We start from the raw sequence: 25,056 nt of genomic DNA, 5'->3' as shown, positions 1-25,056 counted from the left end.
CCCTCCCTGCAGTGATGCGCGCCAGTGTCGCAGCAGCGCTCCCCGGTGAACCCGTACTGCGCACAGGGCACCTTCTCGCGGTCGGTTCCCTCATCAACTCGGGCTTCGGCTTCGTCTTCTGGATCTTCGCAACGCACTGGTACGACGAGCGGACCGTGGGCCTGAGCTACTCGGCGATCTCGGCGTCCTTGCTGCTCACGGGCATCGGGCAGCTCAACCTGAACGATTTCCTGGTGCGGTTCGTGCCGGCCGCCGGCCGGCGGACACGCCGCCTGGTCCTCACCTGCTATGCGGCGAGCACGTCCTTCAGCCTGGTGGTGGCCGTGGCGTTCCTGGCGGTGGTGCCGGTGGTCGCACCAAGGCTCGAAGTCCTGCTGACACCGGTCACCGCGGTCTGCTTCGTGGTGGCAACCGCCGGTTACGCCGTCTTCGTTCTGCAGGACGGCGCGCTCACCGCGGTCCGCCGCCCAGGCTGGGTCGTGGGCGAGAACGTGATATTCGCCGTCACGAAGATGCTGCTGCTTGCTCTCGGCGCCGCCCTGGGCCTTTTCTCCGGGATCCTGCTCTCGTGGGCGGGAGCTCTCGTGGTCTCGCTGCTCGTGGCCAACTTCGTCCTGATGGGCAGGGCCATTCCCCGGCACGAGCAGGAGACGAAGACCACCCCACCACCGCCCCGCCTGCTCGGGTACGCCGCGGCCGACTGGGTCGGCTCCCTGTTCCGGATCGCCTCCTACACCATTCCCCCGCTGATCGTGCTGAACAACCTCGGCGCTGAGCAGAGCGCCTACTTCTCAGTGGCCTGGAATGTCGCCTACGTGCCCTACCTGATCGCCCGCAACATGGGAACGTCCCTGCTTGCGGAGTCGATGCGCGGGCCCGAACGACTCGTGGAACACGCTCTGCGCGTCCTGCGCCACTCGGGTCTGCTGCTGGCCGGCGTCACGGTCGTCCTGGTCGGGTTCGCCCCGCAGATCCTGTCGCTCTTCGGTGCCGCGTATTCGGCCGAGGGAACCATGGTGCTGCGGCTGTTGGCTCTGTCGGCGCTGCCCAACCTTCTGCTGAGCGTGGCCATCGACGTGGCCCGGGCGCGGCGACGCCTGCGCTGGGCGGTGGCGCTGCAGGTGGCGATGTGCGTGATGGTGCTCGGGCTCACCAAGCTGCTGCTGCCTGAACTCGGCCTCGTGGGCGCGGGCGTCGCCTGGCTCGTCACCCAGTGCGTGATCGCCGTCTTCCTGCTCGTGTCCTGGTCCCGCTGGCTCGTCCTAGTGACGGAAAGGTCATCATGAACGACACGCGCTCCACCGAACGCGCCGTCCCCACCTTGTCGGTCGTCATCTGTGCCTACACCCTCGACCGCTGGGAGGACCTGCGGGCCGCAATCCGGTCGGTGCAGTCCCAGGACCCTCCCGCCCACGAGGTCGTGCTGGTGGTCGACCACAACCAGGCACTACTGCAGCGGGCCGAGCAGGAGCTGTCCGGTGTCCTGGTGGTGTCCAACCAGAGGCGGCGCGGTCTGTCCGGGGGGCGCAACACCGGGGTGGCAGTCTCACACGGCGACGTGGTGGCCTTCCTCGATGACGACGCGACCGCCGAATCGGGATGGACGGGCCGTCTGCTGGCGCCCTACGGCGATCCCCGGGTGGTGGGCGTCGGCGGGCTGGTCCGGCCTTGGTGGGCGGCCGGGCGTCCCGAGTGGTTCCCGCCGGAGTTCGACTGGGTGGTCGGCTGCTCCTACCGGGGACAGCCCCAACGGGCGGCCCCGGTCCGCAACTTCATCGGCGCCAACATGTCCTTCCGCAGAAGGGAACTGCTCGCCGTCGGCGGTTTTCTCGACGAGCTGGGACGTGTGGGCACCCGTCCAATGGCGAGCTGCGACGAGACGGACCTGTGCCTGCGTATCGCGGCTCGCAACCCGGAGGCCGTGCTGCTGTACGAGCCTGCCGCCGAGGTACGGCACCGGGTCCCCAAGTCTCGTGCCAGCTGGGCCTACTTCCAGAACCGCTGCTACGTGGAAGGGCTGTCCAAGGCGCTGGTGGCGCGACGCTGCGGCAGCGGGCCGGCGCTGGCCAACGAGCGCACGTATGTGCGGTCGACCATTTCGCGGGCCCTCGCCCGGAACCTGACCCGGATCCGGCGCCCCGGCGCGCTGCGCACGATCGGGGCACTGTCCGCGGGGACGTGCGCCACCGCCACCGGTTACCTCGTCGGATGGTTCCGGCCGCTGTATTCGCAGGGCTTCTCCTGGCGTCCCCGCACTTCGGCGCAGCCCCGGGAGACGGTTCGCTCATGACGGCCGTACACGTCTTCCTCTACCACGCGGTGTCCGACGACTCACCGCAGTGGCTCGCGCCGTTCACGGTGACTCCACGCACGTTCGTGGAGCACCTGGACATGATCGCCGACAGTGGACTCCATGTGATCCCACTGCGGCAGTTGGTCGCGGCACTGCACGGCGGTCCTCCGGTGCCACCCCGCTCCGCGGTGCTGACCTTCGACGACGGATACGCGGACTTCGCCTCCACGGTGGCACCGCTGCTCGCTGCACGTGGACTTCCCTCCACTCTGTATGTGACCACGGGCGCCCTGAGGGCTGCGGGACGGCCGTCGGGCGGCGGACCGTTCCCATACGTGGAGATGCTCAGCTGGGCCCAGGTCAGGGAGCTGGACGCGGCCGGGGTCGAGATCGGCGGACACAGCATGACCCATCCGCAACTGGACACTCTGCCTCGGAAGTCGGCGAGGGAGGAAGTGGCCGGCTGCAAGCGGGAGATCGAGGACGAACTCGTGCATCCCGTCGTCTCGTTCGCCTACCCGCACGGCTATTCCAGCCGCTCCGTTCGCGCGCTGGTGCGGGAGTCCGGCTGGACCTCGGCCGCCGCCATCAGGGCAGCCTCGGCCTTCAGCTCGGATGGGGACGACCCGCTGTGGTTCGCCCGGCTCATGGTCCGGGCCGACACCGGCCGAGAACGCTTCGCGCTCTGGACGAGCGGTGAGGGGGCCCCCGTGGCACCGTTCGCCGAGAGCCTGCGGACCAGGGGCTGGCGGGCGTACCGCCGGGCAAGAGCGGCGACCGGACGGCCGTACCGGGCGATTCCCGCCTGACCCCGGGCGCCGCGGATGCACAGGCCGCTCTGACGGTGCGTCAACGCTGCCAGACCCGGACCCAGTCCACGAGCATGCGCGCCGAGACGGTCCCAGAGGGCGGGGCGTGGGGAAGGCCGACGGCCAGGTTGATGAGAACCTCCATGGGCACGTGCGGAATCCGCTCGGAGGCGGTCACCCGGAACCGTTCGACCCCGTCCACGTACCAGACCAGTTTGTCCTTCTCCCAGAGCACCGCGAAGACGTGGTAGTCATCGGAAAAATCGGCCGCCGTGAAGATCTCCCCCTGCTTTCTCTTGGCGCCCTCCGCGTTCCGCCAGTGCACGAACATGGAGGGCTCACGCGTGGTGCCGAGGAACTCCATGATGTCGATTTCGGGCGGGGTGAAGCGGCTCGCGGGCATCATCCAGAACGCGGGTGCCATCCCGCCCTGCGCCGGGATGCGGATCGCCGCCTCGAAGTAGCCATAGGTGAAGGTCTCTCGTGGCTTCGCGTACCAGTGGTCCCGGCCAGTGGAGATCATGCCGGACACCCAGGGGTAGACCTCCCCGTCGCTGCCGCGGATGGCACGGCGCTGGGCGGTGATGGTCAGTTTCCCCCCGCCCACGGAGACCTGACGCGGCTGGTACCACTCCAGTTCGTTGTTGGAGCTGATGGTGCAGCCGTCCTCGTTCCAGTCGTAGCACGTGGTCCAGCGGTCCTTGTCGAGTCGTGAGCCGTCGAAGTCGTCATGGAAGACGAGTCGCCAGTCCCCGGACACCGAAGGCTTGGGCGCAGGGGTGCCGGGCGTGGAACCGCAGGCGCAGCACGCCATCAGCAGCAGCGTGAGCACACCGAGCACCGCGCCTCGTGACGTCATGGGTCTGCGCGAGTCCCGGTCGACGCGGCCACCCTGCGCGCGGCGAATCCGGTGCCGGCGACGAACCGCAGCACGGGGCCGAAGGTGGGAGCGGCGGCCAGTCCGGTGAAGAACAGTCCGGGCACGGAGGACTCGAACCCGGACGACAGCCGCGGGGCACCGCGGTACGTCCGTACATCCCGGCGGAGTCCGGGTGCCAGCAGCCCAAGACGGTCGACATTCACCCGGTACCCCGTGGCCAGCAGCAGATGGTCGGCCTGCAGCACCTCCGTACTTCCGTCGGCGTCCACGACCTCAATGCGCATCGTGTCGTCCTCGACCGCAGCGGAACTGACTGTACGGCGGCACAGCACCGGGAAGCGGTCGTCCACGCGGTGTCGCAGCCACCAGCCGCCGGACGGCCCGAGCACGGAGTGCAGCAGACGCATCCGCAGCCCCTCCGGCAGATGGCGGTAGGCCCCGCCCCCGTAGCTGCACGCCAGCAGCGACCAGCCCGGTCCGAGCGGCGAACCCGGCTTGACGATGCGTACGGGGCGTGGCCGGTCGGCCAGGCGGTCGGTGTCCGGCGGGCCGCCGAACGTGACGGACTCGGCGCGGACGATCACGGTGGGACGGGCACCGTTCTCGTGCAACAGCGCGGCGCTCTCCAGGGCCGACTGGCCGGCACCGAGGACGGCGACCCGCTGCCCCGAGAATCGGGTCAGATCACGGTGCCGACTGGTGTGGGAGACGAGGTCGTCGGGGAAGGGGCCGCCCAGTTCGGGCGGCTCGTGGGCGAACGGGACCTGCCCGGTGGCCATCACCACGTTCTCGGCGAGGAACTGTTCTCCGGAGTCCAGGGTGACCGCGAACAGCCCGTCCAACGCCTCAACGGTCTGTACCCTCTGCCGCTCGGTTTCGGGCACGCGTCGCTCCTGGAACCACCGTCCGTAGGCGATCATCTCCTCGACCGGAATGGGGTACAGGTCGCCCACGGGTCCGAGTCCCCGCGCGGCCCGGAAGTCCTCCAGGCGGTATCCGGGCTCTGGTGCGGAAATGGAGGAGGCGGCCGGCACCGACTTCAGATACATGCCTGCGGGCATATTGCTGTCCCAGCACTCCATGGGTTCACCGAAGACCCGCCGTGGTCTTCCTGCCGCGCTCAGCCAGGCGGCTGTGGCGAGCCCGTAGGGGCCGGTTCCGATGACGACGGTGGGCAGCCGCTGACCGGAGTCACTGGTCCCTCCGTTCCTGGCCGCTCTGTGCCGGGCGATGAAACCGGTGTTCGCGGGCATGGTCGCTCCTTCCCCAGGGCCCACAAATTGGCTCTGCCGTCACTGTGTATCCCGTATGGTCCCCGGCCGCGGGCCCGGAGGCTCCATGGCGCGTGGTGCCGACGCCGTCACGGCCGGGAACCGGCCCAACGGGCGGCCTCCCTGAGTACGGGTGCGACCGTGTCGGTGAGCCAGCCGTAGCTGTGGCCGAACCTCGGGGACTTGCGGACGTTGTTCGCCACATGCCACAGCCAGGTCAGCAGGGGAATCGCCACCGGATCGTGGACACCGTGGTCGTCCTGGTCCAGCCCCGCGAGTGCGAGCAGGGCACGGTCGGCATCCGGCACCTGGCCGGTGCGCAAGGTCTCGGCGACCAGGCCACCCAGTGGGCGGCCGCTCAGGGTACTGCGCAGGGCCAGCACGAGGGTGTAGGCGTCGATCTCGCACGGCCCGTCCGCCTGACCGCTGCTCCAGTCGAAGACACCGGTGACCTGGAGGGGGTCGCCTCCGAGCAGCACATTGCCGGGGTGGTAGTCGCCATGGGTCCAGCCCTCGGTCAGGACGGCGCCCGCCAGGGCCGCGTCCAGCCGGTGGCGCAGCGCCTGGAATTCGGCCGCTCTCCGGCCGGACCGGTAACTGGGGATTCCGGCAAAGAGATCCCTCAACTGCGACTCGCACCAGGGCAGGGCCCGGTCGGCTGCCTTGCGGCGACGTCCGGTCGCGGTCCGGAGGTCCGCCAGCAGGCGCAGTGCGGGAGCGACGGCGGCGTACGGGTCGTCCGGGGTGTTGCGGATCAGTCGTTCCGCCGGGATTCCCGGGAGCTTGTTCTGAACGAGTGTCCCGCCGGGGGATGGTGAGCCGACCACTCGGGGCAGCACAGGACGCCAGGGGTCGAGCCGGCCGTCGGCGTCGAGCTGTTGCAGGACTTCCCGCTCCCGCGCCGCGACGGCGGCCCCGGCCTCGTTCCTGGGGTGTTTGACCACCAGGCTCTCAGCGCCGCCGCGCCGCAGCTCGAACACCAGGAGACCCGCTTTGGGCAAGGAGGGACGCCGGACCACGCTGATGTCGCAGGGACCGGCGCCGCGCATCAGCCAGTGGGCCCGGAGACGGTCGTCGAGGCCGCCCAGCGCGCGGGGGAAGTAGAGGGGCAGCAAACCGGAGAGCGAGGACATTTTGACGGAAGTCTTCATACCAGGCCTTGCTGGACGGTCCGCGGGCACGACCCGCGCTGCTCTGGATAATGAATATCGGGGATATGTCACTACTTGGTTGATTCTAGAGCTTCATTCATATTAGTTCCTTACGGGGAGTTTCTCCCAGAGAGGGACGGGTGGTCTCCTTGCTCGACAACGAGGTGCCTGTCCTCCTCGTCAGGATCGGCAACTATCCGCTGCACCATGGCAGTCTGGGCGTGGTGCGCACGGTCGGGCGCTTGGGCGTGCCGGTCCATGCCGTCGTCGAGGGCCGCTTCACGCCTGTTGCCCTTTCGCGCTATGTGACACGCAGGATCGTCTGGCCGACGACCGGCTGGGAGGAAACGGAGCGGCTTGCGGACGGACTGCTGTCCATCGGCCGGGCGATCGGTGCCCGGTGTGTGGCGGTGCCGACCGACGACGAGGCGGCGATCGTGCTTGCCGAGTACGCCGACCGGCTGAAGGAGTGTTTCCTGCTCCCGCCCGGGCCGGCCCACCTGCCGCGCGTGCTGGCCTGCAAGGCGAGCCTGCACCGGATCTGCACCGAGAACGGCGTTCCCGCGCCGCGGTCACGAGCACCGGAGAACCGCGACGAACTGGCTGACACGGGGCGCGAGCTCGGCTACCCGTTGGTGCTCAAGAACCTGGAGCCGTTCAGCAGGCTCCGCACCCCCGCCGTCAGCGGTAGTACCACCGTGGTGCGCGACGAACGGGAACTGCTCTGCCGCTTTCCGGAGGCCAAGCCCCCGCCGGTCCTCATGCAGGAGTACATCCCGAGACGGCAGGCAGAGGACTGGATCACCCACCTCTACTGTGGTCGGGGTGGTGTGCCGCGTGTCCTGTTCACCGGCTTGAAACTGCGATCCTGGCCTCCGTACGCGGGGATGACCGCCCGGGCCGTGGCGCTGCGCAACCCCGAACTGGCACTGCTGACGGAGCGGCTGTGCCGCCGGATCGGCTACAGCGGACTGGCGGATCTGGACTGGCGTTACGACCGTCGGGACGGGCAGTACAAGCTCGTGGACTTCAATCCGCGTACCGGCGCCCAGTTTCGCCTCTTCGAGAACCTCCACGGAGTCGATGTCATCCGTGCCATGCATCTGGACCTCACCGGCCGTGAAGTGCCCGATGGTGCTCAGGTCGAGGGGCGGGTCTTTGTCGCCGGCCAACTGGACTTTCCGTCGGTGGCGGCGTGGCTCGCGCAGGAGTGCAGACTACCGTCGGACCTCCTGAGCGAGCGACCCACCGAGCGGGCCTGGCTCTGCCGGGACGACCCCCTGCCGGCCATGGCCGAGGCGATCCGGTTCACCGGGCTGGTGACGCGTCGTCTGATGGAGTCGGCGCGTCAGAGGCGGCTCAAGTCGCCCTGACCGGGCGTTAGGTGGGCTGCCTGCGCGCCATGTCGAACAGGCCTTCTCCGTCGGGGGACGGACAGATCGGCGTGCACCGGCGGAGACGCGTATCCAGTCGCTGGCGCGTGCTGATGTCGTCGACGAACATCGTGCCGCCGGGGCCGGACCTTGATCGATATGCTCCATCTCGAACCGCGTGTTCGCGGCGCGTGCAGACAGTCGTGCGCTGGGCACGTCCACCCGGCGAGGCTCCCGCAACAGTCCTGGCCGCCGCGGTCTGCTGTACCTCGGCGTACGGCGATTGCGACCGGCGGCGGTCGGGCGCCGGGGTGCCCTTCCGTGCTGTGAGATCCCGTGCGATGGGGGCGGAAGGCTCGCGCTCCAGACGTGTCCCTCGCCGTTGCGGCCCAGGGCCTCAGGGCCTCCAGGCGATTGTCCGTTGATGCTCGGGGCGACGCCCCTCCGACCGACACGGCAGGACGTGTGTGGAGCGCTGTGTGGCACGGGCTCTCCCCAGGCCTCACCAGGGTGGTGTCGGCGGGGCGGGCTGCCTCTGGCAGATCCGCGACGAATGCGCCCGCCGGACGGCAAAGGTGGCCGGCCGTCCTACTTCGGAAGATCTTTTCCATGGCGGCCCGCTTCCCGGCTGCGGTCGCCCGGGCGGCGGGACCGCTCGGCGGCCGCGAACCCCTCCGGGCTACATGTTGACCAGGCGCCTCCTCGGGGTGACTATGTACGTATACATCGTAAATATACATATTTACCCCTGGAGAACGGCATGCGTCTGACAGTCATCGGCACCGGATACGTCGGAGCAGTCCACGCCGCCTGCATGGCGGAGATCGGGCACGAGGTCCTGGGCCTCGACGTCGACGAGGAGCGGGTCGCCGTGCTCGCCGCCGGACGCCCCCCGTTCTACGAGCCCGGCCTGTCCCGGATGCTCCAACGGGCGGTGACGACGGGCCGGTTGCGCTTCACCACTTCGTCGGTCGAGGCCGCCCGTTTCGCCGACACGCACTTCGTCTGCGTCGGCACGCCGCAGCGGCCCGACTCGGGCGCCGCCGACCTGCGTCATGTCGAGGGCGTGGTGGACGCACTGGCACCTGGGCTGCGCCGTGCCGGCCACAACGGGGCCCTGGTAGTCGGCAAGTCCACCGTGCCGGTCGGTACGGCGGACCGGCTGGCCGAACGGCTGCGCGCGGCCGGTGCCGACGCCGACGTCGCCTGGAACCCGGAGTTCCTGCGCGAGGGATGTGCCATCCAGGACACTCTGCGACCGGAACGCATCGTGGCGGGCGTCCACTCGGCGCGCGCCGAGGCGCGGCTGCGCGCGGTTTACGCGCCACTCCTGGCCGCCGGAACGCCGTTCATTGCGACCGACACCGCCACCGCCGAACTCGTCAAGGTGGCCTCGAACTCCTTTCTCGCCACCAAGGTCTCCTTCATCAACGCCATGGCCGAGATCTGCGACGTCGTGGGCGCCGACGTGCTCACCCTGGCCGAGGCGATGGGCGCCGACTCCCGTATCGGACCCCGTTTCCTGGCCCCCGGTCTCGGCTTTGGCGGCAGCTGCCTGCCGAAGGACATCCGGGCCTTCGCCGAGCGGGCAGAGGAAATCGGCCGGGGCGATTCGGTGGCGTTCCTCCGCCAGGTCGACGAGATCAACACACGGCAGCGCCGGCGCATCGTCGACCTCGCGCAGCGGCTCGTCGGCGGGACCTTCGAGGGTCGCAGCGTCGCGGTCCTGGGGGCCGCCTTCAAGCCCGGCAGCGACGACGTACGGGACTCGCCGGCGCTCGCGGTGGCGGAGGAGGCCCGCCGCCGCGGAGCCCGGGTCCGGGTCCACGATCCCGAAGCCGTCGACAACGCCCGGGCCGCACACCCCGCACTGCAGTACGCCCTGGACGTGGCCAAGGCCTGCGAGCGGGCAGACGTCGTCCTGCACCTCACCGAATGGTCCCAGTACCAGGAACTCGACCCCGCGGCCCTCGCCACTGTGGTGCGCAACCCGGCCATGGTCGACGCCCGCAACACCCTTGACGTCCAGGCCTGGCACTCGGCGGGCTGGCAACTGTGTGCTCCGGGCCGTCCGCGGCTCGGCTGATCGGCAGGAGGAGCCCAATGCGTGTGGTGATTTCCGGTGGAAGCGGCTTCCTGGGATCGCATCTGTGCGAAGCCCTGCTGCGCAGAGGAGACCGTGTCTGCTGCCTGGACGACTTCTCCTCGGGCCGCGCGGCGAACGTCGGACACCTCCTGCTCGAGCCCGGATTCCAGTGCGTCCCGTGCGACGTCACGGCGCAGATCAGAGTCACCGGGGACGTAGACGCCGTCGTCCACCTCGCGAGCGCCGCCTCACCGTGCGACTACTCCCGGCGCCCGCTGCAGACGCTGGCCGCCGGCAGCCGGGGCACGGAGAACCTGCTGAGGCTGGCGCTCCGGCACCAGGCCCGCTTCGTCCTGGCCTCCACCAGTGAGGTCTACGGCGACCCGGAGGTGCACCCGCAGGACGAGGACTACTGGGGGCACGTCAACCCCATAGGTCCGCGCAGTGTCTACGACGAGGCCAAGCGCTTCGCCGAGGCCCTCACCATGGCGTACCGGCGCAGCGAGGGCGCGGACGCCGGCATCGTGCGGATCTTCAACACATACGGTCCGCGCATGCGGCCGCACGACGGCCGGGTGGTCTCCACCTTCATCCGGCAGGCGCTGGACGGGGAGGCGCTGACCATCTTCGGGGACGGCAGCCAGACCCGCAGCTTCTGCTACGTGGACGACCTGATCCGCGGCCTGCTGGCCATGGTGGACACCCATGTGCCGGGTCCGTTCAACCTCGGCAACCCCGGCGAGCGGACCATGCACGAACTCGCCGCGCTGGTGTTGCTGATCACCGGCTCGGACAGCGGACTGCGTTTCCTGCCCCTGCCCGTCGACGACCCGGTCCGTCGACGCCCCGTCATCACGCGTGCCCGCGAAGGGCTCGGCTGGCACCCGACGGTGCCGCTGGAAGCGGGGCTGCGCCGCACCGTCGAGTGGTTCGCGGCCAACTCGGACACATCCGTACGCCGCCAGGAGCGCTCCCCGGTGGGACGGTCATCATGAAAGCGCTCGTCCTGTGCGGCGGAGCTGCAACCCGCCTCCGCACATCGTCGGAGACATCCCCGGCGCCGTCGACGACTTCCGCCGCTAACAGCCGGCGCCCGCATCCTGTCGACCGAGGTGCCCGAACCGACCGCCGTCGGCATCGTCGGACCGGGCGGGCCGGGTGGTGGGCCCGGACGTGACACCGCGGCACCCGACGAGCGGGCCGGCGCCGGTCTGTCTCTTCACCCCCGTCGTGCACAAGGCCGTACGGCCGTCTCGGCACGGCGAGCTGAAGATCACCGATGCTCTCCCGCTCCCGATCCCGCTCCGGCTCGACCGGGCTCGCGAAGGGTGCGCCGTGGTCACGGGGCTCACGGCGACCGCCCGCTGGTACCGCACGCACCACTCCTGATGGGAGTCGCTGCTGCGGCGGGAGCTGCCCGGATTCCGACCCGCGCGCGATCTGCCACCCAAGTGTGGGAACGGAGACATCGATCATGAGCGCACCCATCGAGGACTACGCTCTCCTCAGCGATCTGGAAACCGCAGCCATGGTCGGCCGGAACGGGTCCATCGACTGGCTGTGTCTGCCCCGTTTCGACTCGCCGGCCTGTCTGGCCGCGCTGCTGGGTACGGAGGACAACGGCTTCTGGCGGGTCGCTCCGGTTGCTGCACCCGCTACCTGTACCCGCCGCGCCTACCGACCCGACACGCTGGTCCTGGACACCTGGTGGGAGACCGCGGAGGGAGCGGTCCGGGTCACCGACTTCATGCCGCCCCGCGCCCAACTGCCGTGCATCGTCCGCGTGATCGAGGGCGTGTCGGGTTCCGTGCCCGTGCGCAGCGAACTGCGCCTGCGCTTCCACCAGGGCCGCGTGGTGCCCTGGGTCAGGGTCACCGAAGACTCCACCGTCGCGGTCGCCGGGCCGGACTCCGTCTGGCTGGGCGCGGACGGCCCCGTGCAAGCCCTCGGCAAAGAGGGCTCCACGGTCCTCGACTTCACCGTCCTGGCCGGCCAGCGGCTCGCCCTCACCCTGGTGTGGTCGCCCTCGCACCGCCCCGGCCCGCCCGCGGCGGTGTCCGTCCCGGCGGAGAAGATGCTCAGGGAGACCAGCGACTTCTGGCGGAGTTGGGCGGGCCATTGCCGCTACCAGGGGCCGTGGCGGGACGCAGTGGTGCGCTCCCTGATCACCCTGAAGGCACTCACCTTCGCGCCCACCGGCGGCATCGTCGCCGCGCCGACCACGTCGCTGCCCGGGTGCCTCGGGGGCGAACGTAACTGGGACTACAGGTACTGCTGGCTGCGCGACTCCACCCTCACCCTGTCCTGCCTGCTGCGCAGCGGCTACCGGGACGAGGCGACGGCCTGGCTGGACTGGCTGGTGCGGGCCATAGCGGGTGACCCGGCCGACCTGCAGACCGTGTACGGCCTCGGTGGACAGCGGCTGCTGCCGGAGACCGAGGCGCCCTGGCTGCCCGGCTACGAGAGTTCGCAGCCGGTACGGTTCGGGAACTCCGCCGTCGGCCAGTTCCAGCTGGACGTGTACGGCGAGGTCCTGGACGCGCTGTACTTGTCCCTGCGGGCGAGCATCCCCATGCCCGCCCATGTGTGGGACCTGGTCGGAGAGATGATGGGCTTCCTGCAGCGGCACTGGCGGGAACCCGACCAGGGCCTGTGGCAGGTGCGGGGACCGCGGCGGCAGTTCGTACACTCCAAGGTCATGGTGTGGGTGGCCGCCGATCGCGCCCTGCGCATGGGGGAGCTGCTGGGCCGCAACGGATCCTCGGCCGAGTGGCGGGCCATGCGGGACGAGGTGCACCGGCAGGTCCTCCGTCAGGGCTGGGACGTGGAGCAGCGGTCCTTCGTGCAGTCCTATGGTTCCGCCGACCTGGACGCCTCGGCCCTGCTGATGCCCCGGCTCGGCTTCCTGCCCGCCGGGGACCCGAGGGTGCTGTGCACCGTCCGCGAGATGCAGCGGCTGGACCACAGGGGGTTCCTACGGCGGTACGCGCCGGGCGGTGACGGCGCACACGGCGTGGACGGCATGCACGGCCGCGAGGGCGCGTTCTTGTCGTGCTCCCTGTGGTACGCCGACGCCCTCGCCGCGACCGGGCACGCGGAACAGGCACGCGAGGCCTTCGAGCGGGTGCTCGCCGCCCGCAACGACGTCGGACTGCTGTCGGAGCAGTGGGACCCGGACGCCGGACGCCAGATGGGCAACGCACCGAAGGCGTTCAGCCACATCGCCCTTGCGGAGACGGCATTCGCCCTGTCAGCACCACCATCCCGGAGTCCCCGTAGCCGGGAGGCGTCGGATCGGCGTTGATCCGGGTCACCGCCGGCCGGTCGCTCAGTGGCGTGAACCGACCACGGGATCACCGGGATCAGGCCTGGCGCCGCTCGCGGCCGGACTCCGACGAGTCCGCAGGCCGCAGTGGTGCTGCCGCGCCGGTCGGAGGGGCGTGGTCGGGCCGGCGCAGGATGATCTCGCTCTCCTCCAGGTTCATCGGCGGGGCGAACAGGTATCCCTGCCCGAACCGGCAGCCGATGGAGGCGAGCAGCTCGCGCTGTGCCTGTTCCTCGATGCCCTCGGCGATCACCTGCAGGCCGAGGCTGTCGGCCAGGTGGACGATTCCCTCGACGAGTGCGACCTGTTTCCGGTCCTCCGGGATGTCATCGATGAACGTCTTGTCGATCTTGAGTACGTCGATGGGGAAATCCCGCAGATAGCGCAGCGAGGAGAACCCTGTGCCGAAGTCGTCGACCGCGATGCGAACCCCGAGGTCCTTCAGCGTCCGAAGGAGTGCGTCGATGTGGTCGTCCCGCCGTACGAGCACCGACTCGGTCAGCTCCAACTGCAGTGAGTCCGGCTGGAGGCCGGCGGTGTCGAGGGACCTGCGCACCTCGTTCAGGAAGCCCGTGTCCTGCCATTGGCGGGCGGACACGTTGACGCTGACGTACGGCGGCGGTACGGGCCGTGGGGTCCGGTTCTGCAGTCGGGCGATGCCGGCCGCGGCGTTCCGTAGTACCCAGGCGCCCAACGGCGTGATCTGCCCGGTCTCCTCGGCGAGCGCGATGAACTGGAGCGGCGGGACCGTCCCACGTCGGGTGTGCGGCCAGCGGGCCAGTGCCTCGAAGCCGACGACCTCGCCCACGGTGATGTCCACCACCGGTTGGTAGAGCAGGCTGAACTCCTCGTCGGCGATCGCCCGGTCCAGGCGCGCCCGCAGGTCGTGGCGCTCCGCCATGTTGTCGCGCAGATCCGGCTGGAAGCGGCGCCACTGGTGCTTTCCCGCGCTCTTGGCCGAGTACAGGGCCAGATCGGCGAGGGCCAGCAGCTCCTCGGGGTCCACGCTGTCCCACGCCGTGGCCACGCCCACGCTGGCGGAGACGTTCACCGAGTCGTCGGACAGCTGGAAGGGCCGGTTGAGGCTCTGGATCACCTGTGCGGCGAGAAGTTCGGCATCGACGGGCTGTCTCGCCCCCTCCATCAGCACCGCGAACTCGTCACCACCCAGACGTGCCGCGGTGTCGCTGCGGCGCAGCGTCCTCGACAGGCGCTCTCCCACCGTGGCTAGGAGCTGGTCGCCCCCTGAATGGCCCAGTGTGTCGTTGACGATCTTGAAATCGTCCAGGTCGATGAAGAGCAGACAGGTGAGAGTCGACTCCCGGCGGCCGCGCAGCAGGGCGCGCTCGGTCCGCTCCAGCAGGAGTGTCCGGTTGGGCAGACCGGTCAGTGGATCGTGGAAGGCCCGCTGGGTGAGTTCGTGCTCCAGCTGACGCTGTTCGGTCACGTCCCGGAGTGTGATCACCAGTCCTTCGACGGTCTTGTCATGTCGCAGGTCACGGCACCGCACCTCCACTTCGATGTGGCTGCCGTCCTTGAGCACCCTCCAGTAGTCGTGGGCCTCCTCCTGCTTGTTGCTGCGCAGGACCGTCAGCGTCCGGTGCACCCGGCTGCGATCCCGCACATCCACCAGTTCCCGCAGTGCTGTACCCCGCAGTGCGGCGTTGCCGAAGACGGCTTGGGCGGACGGACTGGCGTAACGCACGGTTGTGTCGTCGTTGAGGATGAGAATGACGTCCGAGGCGTTGCGCACCAGAGTGCGGAAGTAGGCCTCGCTCTCCTTCCGGGAGATCTCCCGCCGGAGCGCCGCGCGTTCCGCCGCCAGCCCCGCGTACGAGGCCAGGATCTCCAGCGTGCCGCGTATCTCGGTGAGCTGCTGCCCGGGTCCCGCGGCCAGCAGTACGCCAGGGAGCTCGCCGTCGGGCGGGCGGTCGGGCTGGACCATGGGGCACACCAGGGCGCTCGGCAGGTCGCCGAGCCGGCCGGCGAAGTCCGGCCCGAGCTCCGGGACCGTGACGATGAGGGTGCCGGACAGTGTGGCGTCGGCCGGGTCGCCGTGCGGGCTGCCGTCCGAGCCGGTGCCGGTGCTGCGCCGTTCGACTGGCGACCGTGCCAGGAAGGTGTACAGCCGCAGGGCCTGCTGGGCCGACAGCAGCACGCTCGCGTGCCGGACCTTCGGTCCGAACAGTGCCGTGACCGCCGTGTTGCAGGACTGTTCGATCTCCTGCACTCCTTCTGCCGCGGCGAGTGAGGCGGTCGCCATGCGCAGTGTCAGTTCACGCGCCACGGACTTGCGGTGCGCCACGATCATGGCCGCGAGACGGAGGATCACGAGCACGAACAGCAGGCTGGAGAAGACCGCCGTCGCCGTCGCGTCGTTTACGGTGCCCAGCCGTTCCTCGAAGAGCAGGACCGCGGGCGCGACCAGCGTGGCCGCGGCGAGCAGCGGGAGGCGGTGCCAGGGCGGGAGGGGAGGCTGCGGCTGGCGTTCCGGCTCGGTCAGGTCCCTCATGGAGGGGTGCAGCCCGGCCAGTCCCCAGGCCGTGTAGAAGACGATCCAGCCGGAGTCCAGCGGCGTGCCGGCTTCCCATGAGCCGTCGAGCTGCAGGATCTCGTAGGAGACGTCGAAGCCGAACAGCGTGACGGTGCCCAGGGCGAGCAGTTGCAGAGAGCGTTCGAGGCCGCGGACGGGGCCGGGGACGAGCAGTCGGACGAGCATCGCCAGCACCAGGACGTCGCCCAGCGGGTAGGCGATGCGGATCGCGCGCTGCCCCCAGGTCAGGCCCTCCAGCACGGTGAGAGGCTGCACCAGGTAGACCCAGACGGGCAGCGCGAGCCCGGCCGTGATGATCAACGCGTCCAGCAGGCCGGGCAGGTCACGGTCCACCCAGCGGTACCGGACGAGGCCGAACAAGCCCACTGCCAGGAGGGCATACCCGGCGAGGTGGCACGCGTCCACCGGCGAGGGGAAGGGACCGGAAGCCCGGAAGTACTGCCCCTGCACGTTGTCGTAGGTGTCGCCCGCCGCGAAGGCCAGCAGCCCGGCGGCGAGCATCAGCCAGGGCCATCGGTGCGCCGGCCGATTGACGTGGACACCGGTCAGAATGGCCGCGGCGCCTGCCAGACTTATGAGAGCCCACATGGGCGTACGCACGCTGGGAATGGTCATGTAGAGCGTGGTGGCGCCCGCGGCCGACGTGACGTAGACAACCATCAGCCGGTGGGACAGCAGCCATCGCAAAGCGAGCCTCCCCTCCTCGGAGGAGGCCGGGCGCGAACTACGCGTCGACCTGGGCCTTCTTACGATCCTAGGCACGGGATGCGTCGGCTGCATCTCGGCACCGGTCGGTCAGCACTCCTTCGGCCCGGGCCGCCGGGGAGACCCTGCGTAGCCGTGGGGATTGAGCCGCTGGAAGCGCCAGGCGTCCCGGCACATGTCGTCGAGGTTCCGGAGGGGGTGCCAGCCCCACGTGCGCGCCACGGCGGAGGCGTCGGCGACGAGTTCGGCGACGTCGCCGGGGCGGCGCGGCGCGACCTCGTACGGAACGGGTCTGCCGCATGCCCTGGAGAACGCGGCGACGATGTCGAGTACCGAACTGCCGTGGCCGAGGCCGAGGTTGTACACGTGCATGCCCGGGGCGTCGGTGAGGTGGTCGAGCGCGACGCGGTGTGCCTCGACGGTGTCCAGGACGTGGATGTAGTCGCGGATCGCGGTCCCGTCGGGCGTGGGGTAGTCGCCCCCGTACACGCGCAGCTGTTCCCGTCGGCCGACGGCCACTTGCGCCAGGTACGGCATCAGGTTCTCGGGCGTCCCCCGCGGGTCCTCGCCGAGCAGTCCGCTGGGGTGGGCGCCGACCGGGTTGAAGTACCGCAGGCACAGCACGGTGTATTCGGGACGCCGGCGGCAGACGTCGGCGAGGATCTGTTCGCAGGCCCACTTGGAGGCCGCGTACGGATTGGCGGGCCGGGCGGGGGTGGCTTCGTCGAGCGGTCCGTGTCCGGCGTCGCCGTAGATCGAGCAGGAGGAGGAGAACACAAGATGGTGCACGCCGTGCTCGTGCATGGTCCGCAACAGGGCGGTCGTGCCGCCGACGTTGGTGTCGTAGTACTCGATGGGCATCCGTGTCGACTCGCCCACCGACTTGTGCGCGGCAAAGTGCACGACGGCGTCCACAGAGTGGCGGTCGAACACGGCCGAGAGGGCATGTCGATCACGGATGTCCAGCTCGTAGACGGCACCGACGAAACGGCCGGCGATCCGTTCCACGCGGGCGAAGACCTCTGGTGTGCTGTTGGAGTAGCTGTCGACCACGATCAACTCGTAGCCGTGGTCGAGCAGTTCGACGCAAGCGTGACTGCCGATGAAGCCGGCTCCGCCGGTGACCAGGATCGTGGACGGTGCACTCATGCGCGTGGCTCCTTTGTGCGCGCGGCGGTCGGTCCGTGTTCAGCGCACCTCCCCAGCCGAGGGCGTTGGAGTAAGCCGGCACCTCACCCCGGGAAGATCGCCGAAACCAGCTCACTGTGCGTCATGGCGTGACCCTCCTGAGTGCCATGCAAGTGTGGGCACCGTACATTTACGGCGTATACATACAACTCTGGGCTCCTTGTTCCCTGGCGTCAAGGGTCGTGGGCGAGAAGACATCACTGGAGAGATGCGGAGGCGGAGCATCGCGCGCCTGCGACTGCTCGGCTCGTTGACGGAGGGCGGCGCGGTGGCGCTGTCGGCGAGGCACCAGGAGCTGGGCGGCTGAGGTCGGTGCCCCTGCGGTGTTCGAGGAGGAGATCCCTGCTCCTCGAACGCTGCAGGGGGTGATGCGTTCACCTCACGCCGCGTGCCCCCCGTCCACCGAGAACTCCGCACCGGTGACGTACTCCGCATCCGCCAGATACGCCACCATCGACGCCACCTCCTCCGCCGTCCCGAACCGCCCCGCCGCGGTCATCGCGGCCTGCCCCGCCGCGAACGGCCCGTCCGCCGGGTTCATGTCCGTGTCGACGGGCCCGGGATGCACGATGTTCGCCGTGATCCCCCGTGGCCCCAGCTCGCGCGCGAGGGCCTTCGTCAGCCCGATCAGGGCCGACTTGCTCGTGGTGTAAAGGGTCCCGCCGGGGCCGGGCACCCGCTGGGTCATACAGCTGCCGATCGTGATGATCCGGCCCCCGTCCCGCATCCGGGCGGCCGCCGCCTGAGAGGTCAGGAACACCCCGCGCACGTTGACGGCCAGCACCCGGTCGACCTCGGCGAGGGACAGCTCGCCCAGCGGACCGAGCACCCCCACGCCCGCGTTGTTCACCAGGACGTCCAGCCCACCGAGCGCCTCCGCCGTACGGGGGACCGCACCCGTCGCCTCGTCCGGGTCCGCGGAGTCCGCCCGCAGGGCGACGGCCCGCCGCCCCAGCGCCTCGACCCGCCGTACGACGTCCGAGGCCGCCTCCTTGCCGTCCACGTACGTCACGGCAACGTCCGCGCCCTCCCGCGCCAGCCGTACCGCCGTAGCCGCACCGATCCCCCGGCTGCCCCCGGTGACGAGCGCGACCCTGCCGTTCAGAGTTCCGTAAGTCGTTGTCATGACACCCATCCCACCGGCCGGGCCCCCGGACCGCTGGCGGCGAACGGACGCGGATCTCGGCCCGGCCGCCCGGTGTTCGTGAAGGCGCCGGGCGGCAGGTTAACTCCCCGAAAACTCATCGGACTTGACGGGAAAATCTGCATAGTTGTCATTGACATGCCACTGTCTACGCGCGTCATCATGAGGGCATGAGATTCCCCCCACGGATCACTCGCATCGGCGCCGCGGCCGCCGTCCTGTCCGCCCTTCTCGTCGGCGGCACCGTCACCACCGCCACCCCGGCCGCCGCCGCGGTCGGCAGCATCTGCTACACCAAGCTGCCCTCCCAGGCGTACGACACCCTGGACCTGATCGAGCAGGGCGGCCCCTACCCCTACTCGCAGGACGGGGTCGTCTTCCAGAACCGGGAAGGCGTCCTGCCGAGCCGGACGACCGGCTACTACCACGAGTACACGGTCATCACGCCGGGCTCCTCCACACGCGGCGCGCGCCGGATCGTCACCGGTGAGAAGAGCCAGGAGGACTACTACACGGCGGACCACTACGCCACGTTCAACCTGGTCAACTACGGCTGCTGACCGGGCCGTAGCGACCGACGGAACGGCGCGACCAGCCGGAGGTCCGGTCCGCGTTCAGCCGGACCTCCGGCTCTCCGCGGCGGCGAACAGCGCGAACGCGAGCGCGATCAGCGCGACGCTCGCGTAGACCTCGTAGCCGTCGAGGAGACCGATCCGCTGGACGAGGCCGACGTGCCAGTCGGTGAACTCGTGCAGCAGGCCCATCCCGCCCTGCACCAGAGCGACGAAACCGAGCAGTTCCAGCAGTTGCTTCATAGGTGGACCCTCGCCCCGCGGACCCCCCACGGACATCGGCCGCGGGGCGAGACTCCCCGCCCGAAAGCATCGGAACCAGCGGCCGCCCACGCCGAAAGTCTGCGGTGCCGCGACTTTGGTCGCGGATGCCGTCCACGGACGGGTGCGGCTGACCCGCACTGCGTAGATTTGTCGACCGTGAGCAGTGACGAGGCGGTTCCCGAACCCCCGGCCTTCCCCGGTCGGCGCTGGCTGCTGCCGTCCGCCGTGATCCACGAGTTCGACCCGGCCGGGGTACGGCCCGGACGGCGTCCCCGGCGCACCGCGCGCGACTGGCTCGTCGACTTCTCCTGCTTCCTCCTGGCCGTCCTCATCGGCCTCATCGCGGCGGACGCGGTCGGCGACAACCCGCATGTGTCACACGCCGCGGCCGGCCTCGACCAGTTGCTCGGCGCGCTCGCCTGCGCGGCCGTGTGGCTGCGCCGCCGTCGGCCGCTCGGCCTCGCCCTGGCCACGATCCCGCTCGGCGTGCTCTCGGACACCGCCGGCGGCGCCTGCATGATCGCCGTCTTCACCCTCGCCGTGCACCGCCCCTTCCGGTACGTCGCCTGGGTGGCCGGCATCAACATCGCCGCGGTTCCCCTCGCCTACCGGCTGCGGCCCGACGCGGACCTGCCGTACCTGGTCTCGGTCGTGGTCACCGTGGTGCTGGTCGCCGCGGTCGTCGGCTGGGGTCTGCTCGTGCGGGCCAAACGGCAGCTCATGTTCAGCCTGCGCGACCGCGCCCGGCGCGCCGAGACCGAGGCGCGACTGCGGGCCGAACAGGCGCAGCGGCTCGCCCGCGAGGCCATCGCACGCGAGATGCACGACGTCCTCGCGCACCGGCTGACCCTGCTCAGCGTCCACGCGGGCGCCCTGGAGTTCCGGCCGGACGCGCCCCAGGAGGAGGTCGCGCGGGCGGCCGGCGTCATCCGGGAGAGCGCGCACGAGGCGCTGCAGGACCTGCGCGAGATCATCGGGGTGTTGCGGTCCGCGGACCACGACGACACGGGCCGCCCCCAGCCGACCCTCGCCGCGCTCGACACCCTGGTCGCCGAGTCGCGTGCGGCCGGCACGAAGGTCATCCTCGACAGCCGCGTCGCCGACCCCGACGCCGTGCCCGCCTCCGTCGGCCGCACCGCCTACCGCATCGCCCAGGAGAGCCTCACCAACGCCCGCAAACACGCCCCCGGCACGGAGGTCACGGTCACCGTCACCGGCGGCCCGGGCGAGGGCCTCGTCGTGACCGTCCGCAACCCCGCGCCCGAGGGCGAGGTGCCGCAGGTCCCCGGCTCGGGCCAGGGCCTGATCGGGCTCACCGAGCGTGCCACACTCGCCGGCGGGCGGCTGGAGCACGGGATGGAGAAGGACGGGGCGTTCGGGGTCCGGGCGTGGCTGCCCTGGGGGTGACGGTCCTCGATGCCGCCGACAGTGCAACTCGCCCGCCCGCAAGGGTGATTGCATCCTGCCTCCGCGTGATTACGTAAGGCCCATGACTGTGATCAGACTGCTCCTGGTCGACGACGACCCCCTGGTGCGGGCCGGTCTGTCCCTGATGATGGGCGGGGCCGAGGACATCGAGATCGTCGGCGAGGCGGCGGACGGCACCGAGGTCGAGGCCGCCGTGGACCGGACCCGCCCGGACGTCGTCCTCATGGACATCAGGATGCCGGCGGTGGACGGCCTCACGGCCACCGAGCGGCTGCGCGGCCGCCCCGACGCTCCGGAGGTCGTCGTCCTGACCACCTTCCACGCCGACGAGCAGGTTCTGCGCGCCCTGCGCGCGGGCGCCGCCGGATTCGTCCTCAAGGACACCCCGCCCGCCGAGATCCTCGCCGCCGTGCGCCGGGTCGCGGCCGGCGACCCCGTCCTGTCGCCCACCGTCACCCGCCAGCTGATGGACCACGCGGCCGGCGCCGCCGCCGACACCAGACGGGCACGCGCGCGTGAGCGCATCGCCGCCCTCAACGACCGCGAACGCGAGGTCGCCGTCGCCGTCGGTCAGGGCCTGTCCAACGCCGAGATCGCCGCCGCGCTCTACATGAGCGTCGCCACCGTCAAGACCCACGTGTCCCGCGTCCTGGCCAAGCTCGACCTCAACAACCGGGTGCAGATCGCCTTGCTGGCGTACGACGCGGGACTGCTGGAGCAGTCCGGGGAACCTGAGCCGGACGGGCACTAGGCGCGGCTGCCGGGCGTTGGGCGGGTGAAGGGGGAGTCCATGACCGAAGCAGTGATCGATCTCGGGGAGTACGGCGACGCGTTCCGCATCGATCCGCACCCTGTGTACGCAGAGTTGCGCGGCCTCGGCCCCGTGCACCGGGTACGACCGCCCGGCTCCGACGCCGACTACACCACCTGGCTCGTCGTCGGGCACGAGGAGGCGCGCGCGGCCCTCGCCGATCCGAGACTGTCCAAGGACGGCCGCCGGATCGGCATGATGTTCGACGACGAGGCGCTGATCGGCCGCCATCTGCTGGGCAGTGACCCGCCCGAGCACACGAGGCTGCGCGGCCTGGTGTCCCGTGCCTTCACCGTGCGCCGGGTCGAGCGACTACGGCCCAGGATCCAGGAGATCACCGACGACCTCCTCGACGCGATGCTGCCGCACGGCCGCGCCGACCTGGTGCAGTCCCTCGCCTACCCGCTGCCGATCACCGTGATCTGTGAGCTCCTCGGCGTACCCGAGATGGACCGCACCGAGTTCCGCAAGCTGTCCACGGAAGTCGTGGCACCCACCAGCCCGGTGAGCTCGTACGACGCCGTCCTGCGCCTCGGCGAGTACCTCACGGAGCTCGTCGAGGACAAGCGGTGCGCCGGACCGAGCGACGACCTGCTCGGCGACCTCATCCGCACCACGGCCGAGGACGGCGACCGGCTCTCCGCGTCGGAACTGCGGGGCATGGCCTTCCTGCTGCTGATCGCGGGCCACGAGACCACCGTCAACCTCATCACCAACGGCGTGCGCGCCCTGCTCACCCACCCGGACCAACTCGCCGCCCTGCGCGCCGACATGAGCCTCGTCGACGGCGCGGTCGAGGAGACGCTGCGCTATGAGGGCCCGGTGGAGAACGCGACGTTCCGGTACGCCGCCGAGCCCCTGGAGATAGCGGGACGGGCCATAGCCAAGGGCGACCCGGTGATGATCTGCCTGAGCGCGGCCGACCGCGACGGCTCCCGTTACCCGGCCCCGGACCGCTTCGACATCCGCCGCGACCCCCGCGGCCACCTCGCGTTCGGCCACGGCATCCACTACTGCCTGGGCGCCCCGCTGGCCCGCCTGGAGGCGCGCACGGCGATCCGGACCCTGCTGGACCGCGCCCCCGCCCTCGCGCTCGACGGGCCCACGGGGGAGTGGCTGCCGGGGATGCTGATCAGGGGCGTGCGGAGCCTGCCGGTGCGGTGGTAGGGCCCGGCGGGTTCGGCACGTTCGGCAGGTTCAGAGCACGGTCGCGCTCGCCCCGCCCTGGATCTCCGCCAGCCGTACGGCCCTGCGCTCGCGGCGGGACACCTCGCACGCCTCGGCGACCCTTAGCGCCTGCAACGCCTCCCGCCCGTCGCAGGGGTTCGCCCTCTCGCCCCGGACCACCTCGATGAAGGCGGCCAGTTCGGCCTCGTAGGCCGGTCCGAACCGTTCCAGGAACCCCGTCCACGGCTTGTCCGCCGCCGGCGGCCCGGTGGGTTCCGTGGACGCGATCGGCGTGCGGTCGTCCAGGCCCACCACGACCTGGTCCAGCTCCCCGGCAAGCTCCATGCGCACGTCGTACCCGGCCCCGTTCAGCCGGGTGGCCGTGGCCGTCGCGAGGGTGCCGTCGTCGAGGGTGAGCACGGTCGCCGCGGTGTCGACGTCCCCAGCGGCCCGGAACATCGGGGGACCGGCGTCGGACCCGGCCGCGTACACGTCGACGATCTCGTGCCCGGTCACCCAGCGCAGGATGTCGAAGTCGTGGATCAGGGTGTCCCGGTACAGCCCCCCGGACAGCGGCAGCCACTCCGCCGGCGGCGGCGCCTGGTCGGAGGTGAGCGCCCGCACGGTGTGCAGCCGCCCGAGCCGGCCCGAGCGCACGGCCTCCCGCGCGCCGGTGTAGCCCGTGTCGAAGCGGCGCTGGAAGCCCATCTGCAGAATCGTCCCGGCGGTCTCCACCTCGGCGATGGCCTGCAGCGTGCCGGGCAGGTCGAGCGCGATGGGCTTCTCGCAGAACACCGGCAGTCCCGAGCGTGCCGCCCGGCCGATCAGCTCGGCGTGGGCCGAGGTCGCCGTGGTGATCACCACGGCGTCCACGCCCCATTTGAAGATCTCGTCGACGCCGGGGGCAGCCGTCTCCCCCAGGCGGTGCGCGAGCTCCTGGGCCCGTGCGCCGTCCGCGTCCGTGAGGATTAAGGAACCGACCTCCCGATGGCGGCTGAGCGTGTTCGCATGAATGGTGCCGATGCGGCCCGTCCCTATGACCCCGATGCGCATGTGAACAAAGTGTGGTCGCGAACCCCGTGCTGTCAATCCGTATGTCCGGACAATCTGACTACACGACTTCCCGTCAACAGCGCACGGAGCTACGCTCGGGCCCGTGCCGAAACCAGAAGTGGACCCGACCGTGACGCTCGAGCTCAGTGTGGACCGCAGCAGCCCCGTGCCGTTGTACTTCCAGCTGTCCCAGCAGTTGGAGGCCGCGATCGAGCACGGAACGCTCACCCCCGGCAGCCTGCTGGGCAACGAGATCGAGCTCGCCGCCCGGCTCGGCCTGTCCCGGCCCACCGTCCGCCAGGCCATCCAGTCGCTCGTCGACAAGGGCCTGCTCGTGCGCCGCCGCGGAGTCGGCACCCAGGTCGTGCACAGCCAGGTCAAACGCCCGCTGGAACTCAGCAGCCTCTACGACGACCTGGAGGCGGCCGGCCAGCGCCCCGCCACGAAGGTCCTCGTCAACACCGTCGTCTCCGCCACCGCCGAGATCGCCGCCGCGCTCGGCGTCGCCGAGGGCAGCGACGTGCACCGGGTGGAACGCCTGCGCATGGCCCACGGCGAGCCGATGGCGTACCTCTGCAACTACCTGCCCCCGGCCCTCCTCGACCTGGACACCGCCCAGCTGGAGGCCACCGGCCTGTACCGCATGATGCGCGCCGCGGGCATCACCCTGCACAGCGCCCGGCAGTCCATCGGCGCCAGAGCGGCCACGGCGGCTGAGGCGGAGCGCCTGGCCGAGGAGGCGGGCGCCCCCCTGCTCACCATGCAGCGCGTGACCTTCGACGACACGGGCAGGGCGGTCGAATACGGCACGCACACCTATCGCCCGACGCGCTACTCATTCGAATTCCAGCTGCTGGTCCGCCCTTAGGGGCGCGGGGAACTGCGCGCTCGGCCCCCACGCACCCGCACGCGGCCACGAATCGCGCACCCCCTTTGCTGCCCCGTTCGGCACCTCGGGTGAGCGTGCGGCAGAATCGGGGCC

The 25,056-nt window shown here is 70.4% G+C and carries 21 protein-coding genes; 13 read left to right on the top strand and 8 right to left on the bottom strand.

Annotated elements, in window-relative coordinates; genetic code table 11:
* The first annotated feature begins 14 nt into the window (after positions 1 to 14).
* From ABZT06_RS27910 to ABZT06_RS27900, 3 genes are read left to right on the top strand one after another with little or no spacing between them, the layout of a single operon-like run.
* Positions 15 to 1,286, top strand: a complete 1,272-nt coding sequence (locus ABZT06_RS27910) for a hypothetical protein (RefSeq protein WP_355746471.1) — start codon at positions 15 to 17, stop codon at positions 1,284 to 1,286.
* Entirely contained in the window at positions 1,283 to 2,290 is a 1,008-nt protein-coding gene (locus tag ABZT06_RS27905) for a glycosyltransferase family 2 protein (protein WP_355746468.1), read from the top strand. The genes ABZT06_RS27910 and ABZT06_RS27905 overlap by 4 nt, the downstream gene beginning before the upstream one ends.
* Positions 2,287 to 3,102, top strand: a complete 816-nt coding sequence (locus tag ABZT06_RS27900) for a polysaccharide deacetylase family protein (RefSeq protein ID WP_355746465.1) — start codon at positions 2,287 to 2,289, stop codon at positions 3,100 to 3,102. The genes ABZT06_RS27905 and ABZT06_RS27900 overlap by 4 nt, the downstream gene beginning before the upstream one ends.
* A gap of 40 nt (positions 3,103 to 3,142) precedes the next feature.
* On the opposite strand, the gene ABZT06_RS27895 is transcribed toward ABZT06_RS27900, so the two are convergent.
* The 3 genes from ABZT06_RS27895 to ABZT06_RS27885 form a co-directional block, all read right to left on the bottom strand.
* A complete protein-coding gene (locus ABZT06_RS27895) occupies positions 3,143 to 3,961 on the bottom strand; it encodes a glycoside hydrolase family 16 protein (protein WP_355746462.1) in 819 nt (272 codons plus the stop codon).
* Positions 3,958 to 5,235, bottom strand: a complete 1,278-nt coding sequence (locus tag ABZT06_RS27890; RefSeq protein WP_355746459.1) for an NAD(P)-binding domain-containing protein — start codon at positions 5,233 to 5,235, stop codon at positions 3,958 to 3,960. The genes ABZT06_RS27895 and ABZT06_RS27890 overlap by 4 nt, the downstream gene beginning before the upstream one ends.
* A gap of 107 nt (positions 5,236 to 5,342) precedes the next feature.
* Positions 5,343 to 6,404: an aminoglycoside phosphotransferase family protein gene (locus ABZT06_RS27885; protein ID WP_355746456.1), complete on the bottom strand. Its 1,062-nt coding sequence runs from the start codon at positions 6,402 to 6,404 to the stop codon at positions 5,343 to 5,345.
* 149 nt (positions 6,405 to 6,553) lie between these two features.
* Here ABZT06_RS27885 and ABZT06_RS27880 point away from each other — a divergent pair, with 149 nt between their 5' ends.
* The 5 genes from ABZT06_RS27880 (at position 6,554) to ABZT06_RS27860 (ending at position 13,167) form a co-directional block, all read left to right on the top strand.
* Positions 6,554 to 7,777 (top strand): ATP-grasp domain-containing protein, encoded by a 1,224-nt coding sequence (locus ABZT06_RS27880; RefSeq protein ID WP_355746453.1) that lies wholly within the window; start codon positions 6,554 to 6,556, stop codon positions 7,775 to 7,777.
* A gap of 760 nt (positions 7,778 to 8,537) precedes the next feature.
* The gene (locus ABZT06_RS27875) at positions 8,538 to 9,863 is read left to right on the top strand and encodes a UDP-glucose/GDP-mannose dehydrogenase family protein (RefSeq protein WP_355746450.1); all 1,326 of its coding nucleotides are present in this window, start codon (positions 8,538 to 8,540) and stop codon (positions 9,861 to 9,863) included.
* 17 nt (positions 9,864 to 9,880) lie between these two features.
* Positions 9,881 to 10,858 (top strand): UDP-glucuronic acid decarboxylase family protein, encoded by a 978-nt coding sequence (locus tag ABZT06_RS27870; protein ID WP_355746448.1) that lies wholly within the window; start codon positions 9,881 to 9,883, stop codon positions 10,856 to 10,858.
* Between the two features lie 178 nt (positions 10,859 to 11,036).
* Positions 11,037 to 11,252 carry a hypothetical protein gene (locus tag ABZT06_RS27865; protein WP_355746446.1) on the top strand — a complete coding sequence of 72 codons (216 nt, stop codon included), beginning with the start codon at positions 11,037 to 11,039 and terminating at the stop codon, positions 11,250 to 11,252.
* A gap of 85 nt (positions 11,253 to 11,337) precedes the next feature.
* Positions 11,338 to 13,167 (top strand): glycoside hydrolase family 15 protein, encoded by a 1,830-nt coding sequence (locus ABZT06_RS27860; protein WP_355746443.1) that lies wholly within the window; start codon positions 11,338 to 11,340, stop codon positions 13,165 to 13,167.
* A 58-nt stretch (positions 13,168 to 13,225) separates the two neighbouring features.
* On the opposite strand, the gene ABZT06_RS27855 is transcribed toward ABZT06_RS27860, so the two are convergent.
* The 3 genes from ABZT06_RS27855 to ABZT06_RS27845 form a co-directional block, all read right to left on the bottom strand.
* Positions 13,226 to 16,402: an EAL domain-containing protein gene (locus ABZT06_RS27855; protein ID WP_355746440.1), complete on the bottom strand. Its 3,177-nt coding sequence runs from the start codon at positions 16,400 to 16,402 to the stop codon at positions 13,226 to 13,228.
* A 135-nt stretch (positions 16,403 to 16,537) separates the two neighbouring features.
* The gene (gene galE / locus ABZT06_RS27850) at positions 16,538 to 17,596 is read right to left on the bottom strand and encodes a UDP-glucose 4-epimerase GalE (RefSeq protein ID WP_355746437.1); all 1,059 of its coding nucleotides are present in this window, start codon (positions 17,594 to 17,596) and stop codon (positions 16,538 to 16,540) included.
* A gap of 418 nt (positions 17,597 to 18,014) precedes the next feature.
* Entirely contained in the window at positions 18,015 to 18,770 is a 756-nt protein-coding gene (locus ABZT06_RS27845) for an SDR family oxidoreductase (protein WP_355746434.1), read from the bottom strand.
* Positions 18,771 to 18,949: 179 nt separating this feature from the next.
* Between ABZT06_RS27845 and ABZT06_RS27840 the strand changes: the two genes are divergently transcribed.
* Positions 18,950 to 19,339 carry a ribonuclease domain-containing protein gene (locus ABZT06_RS27840; RefSeq protein WP_355746430.1) on the top strand — a complete coding sequence of 130 codons (390 nt, stop codon included), beginning with the start codon at positions 18,950 to 18,952 and terminating at the stop codon, positions 19,337 to 19,339.
* 54 nt (positions 19,340 to 19,393) lie between these two features.
* Here the strand turns inward: ABZT06_RS27840 and ABZT06_RS27835 are convergent, their stop codons facing one another.
* Entirely contained in the window at positions 19,394 to 19,594 is a 201-nt protein-coding gene (locus tag ABZT06_RS27835) for a hypothetical protein (protein WP_355746427.1), read from the bottom strand.
* A 168-nt stretch (positions 19,595 to 19,762) separates the two neighbouring features.
* On the opposite strand from ABZT06_RS27835, the gene ABZT06_RS27830 reads away from it, so the two are divergent.
* The 3 genes from ABZT06_RS27830 to ABZT06_RS27820 all read left to right on the top strand — a co-directional run bounded on the left by ABZT06_RS27830 (position 19,763) and on the right by ABZT06_RS27820 (position 23,021).
* A complete protein-coding gene (locus ABZT06_RS27830) occupies positions 19,763 to 21,022 on the top strand; it encodes a histidine kinase (RefSeq protein ID WP_355746424.1) in 1,260 nt (419 codons plus the stop codon).
* 82 nt (positions 21,023 to 21,104) lie between these two features.
* Complete coding sequence (locus ABZT06_RS27825) at positions 21,105 to 21,794, top strand: response regulator transcription factor (RefSeq protein ID WP_355746421.1); 690 nt, start codon at positions 21,105 to 21,107, stop codon at positions 21,792 to 21,794.
* A 39-nt stretch (positions 21,795 to 21,833) separates the two neighbouring features.
* On the top strand, positions 21,834 to 23,021 hold the full coding sequence (locus ABZT06_RS27820) for a cytochrome P450 (RefSeq protein ID WP_355746417.1): 1,188 nt from the start codon (positions 21,834 to 21,836) through the stop codon (positions 23,019 to 23,021).
* A 30-nt stretch (positions 23,022 to 23,051) separates the two neighbouring features.
* Here the strand turns inward: ABZT06_RS27820 and ABZT06_RS27815 are convergent, their stop codons facing one another.
* The gene (locus ABZT06_RS27815) at positions 23,052 to 24,074 is read right to left on the bottom strand and encodes a Gfo/Idh/MocA family oxidoreductase (RefSeq protein ID WP_355746414.1); all 1,023 of its coding nucleotides are present in this window, start codon (positions 24,072 to 24,074) and stop codon (positions 23,052 to 23,054) included.
* Between the two features lie 130 nt (positions 24,075 to 24,204).
* Here ABZT06_RS27815 and ABZT06_RS27810 point away from each other — a divergent pair, with 130 nt between their 5' ends.
* A complete protein-coding gene (locus tag ABZT06_RS27810) occupies positions 24,205 to 24,942 on the top strand; it encodes a GntR family transcriptional regulator (RefSeq protein WP_355746696.1) in 738 nt (245 codons plus the stop codon).
* Positions 24,943 to 25,056: the final 114 nt, after the last annotated feature.

The sequence above is a fragment of the Streptomyces sp. NPDC005483 genome (assembly GCF_040606035.1).
In the GTDB taxonomy this organism is placed as follows: domain Bacteria; phylum Actinomycetota; class Actinomycetes; order Streptomycetales; family Streptomycetaceae; genus Streptomyces.
This window is presented reverse-complemented; position numbering and strand designations above follow the sequence as displayed.

Excerpts from the sequence above, each read along its gene's own strand:
- ABZT06_RS27910 (WP_355746471.1), top strand. The coding sequence starts at position 15 with ATGCGCGCCAGTGTCGCAGCAGCGCTCCCCGGTGAACCCGTACTGCGC.
- ABZT06_RS27905 (WP_355746468.1), top strand. The coding sequence starts at position 1,283 with ATGAACGACACGCGCTCCACCGAACGCGCCGTCCCCACCTTGTCGGTC.
- ABZT06_RS27900 (WP_355746465.1), top strand. The coding sequence starts at position 2,287 with ATGACGGCCGTACACGTCTTCCTCTACCACGCGGTGTCCGACGACTCA.
- ABZT06_RS27895 (WP_355746462.1), bottom strand. The coding sequence starts at position 3,961 with ATGACGTCACGAGGCGCGGTGCTCGGTGTGCTCACGCTGCTGCTGATG.
- ABZT06_RS27890 (WP_355746459.1), bottom strand. The coding sequence starts at position 5,235 with ATGCCCGCGAACACCGGTTTCATCGCCCGGCACAGAGCGGCCAGGAAC.
- ABZT06_RS27885 (WP_355746456.1), bottom strand. The coding sequence starts at position 6,404 with ATGAAGACTTCCGTCAAAATGTCCTCGCTCTCCGGTTTGCTGCCCCTC.
- ABZT06_RS27875 (WP_355746450.1), top strand. The coding sequence starts at position 8,538 with ATGCGTCTGACAGTCATCGGCACCGGATACGTCGGAGCAGTCCACGCC.
- ABZT06_RS27870 (WP_355746448.1), top strand. The coding sequence starts at position 9,881 with ATGCGTGTGGTGATTTCCGGTGGAAGCGGCTTCCTGGGATCGCATCTG.
- ABZT06_RS27860 (WP_355746443.1), top strand. The coding sequence starts at position 11,338 with ATGAGCGCACCCATCGAGGACTACGCTCTCCTCAGCGATCTGGAAACC.
- ABZT06_RS27855 (WP_355746440.1), bottom strand. The coding sequence starts at position 16,402 with ATGGTTGTCTACGTCACGTCGGCCGCGGGCGCCACCACGCTCTACATG.
- galE (WP_355746437.1), bottom strand. The coding sequence starts at position 17,596 with ATGAGTGCACCGTCCACGATCCTGGTCACCGGCGGAGCCGGCTTCATC.
- ABZT06_RS27845 (WP_355746434.1), bottom strand. The coding sequence starts at position 18,770 with ATGGGTGTCATGACAACGACTTACGGAACTCTGAACGGCAGGGTCGCG.
- ABZT06_RS27840 (WP_355746430.1), top strand. The coding sequence starts at position 18,950 with ATGAGATTCCCCCCACGGATCACTCGCATCGGCGCCGCGGCCGCCGTC.
- ABZT06_RS27835 (WP_355746427.1), bottom strand. The coding sequence starts at position 19,594 with ATGAAGCAACTGCTGGAACTGCTCGGTTTCGTCGCTCTGGTGCAGGGC.
- ABZT06_RS27825 (WP_355746421.1), top strand. The coding sequence starts at position 21,105 with ATGACTGTGATCAGACTGCTCCTGGTCGACGACGACCCCCTGGTGCGG.
- ABZT06_RS27820 (WP_355746417.1), top strand. The coding sequence starts at position 21,834 with ATGACCGAAGCAGTGATCGATCTCGGGGAGTACGGCGACGCGTTCCGC.
- ABZT06_RS27815 (WP_355746414.1), bottom strand. The coding sequence starts at position 24,074 with ATGCGCATCGGGGTCATAGGGACGGGCCGCATCGGCACCATTCATGCG.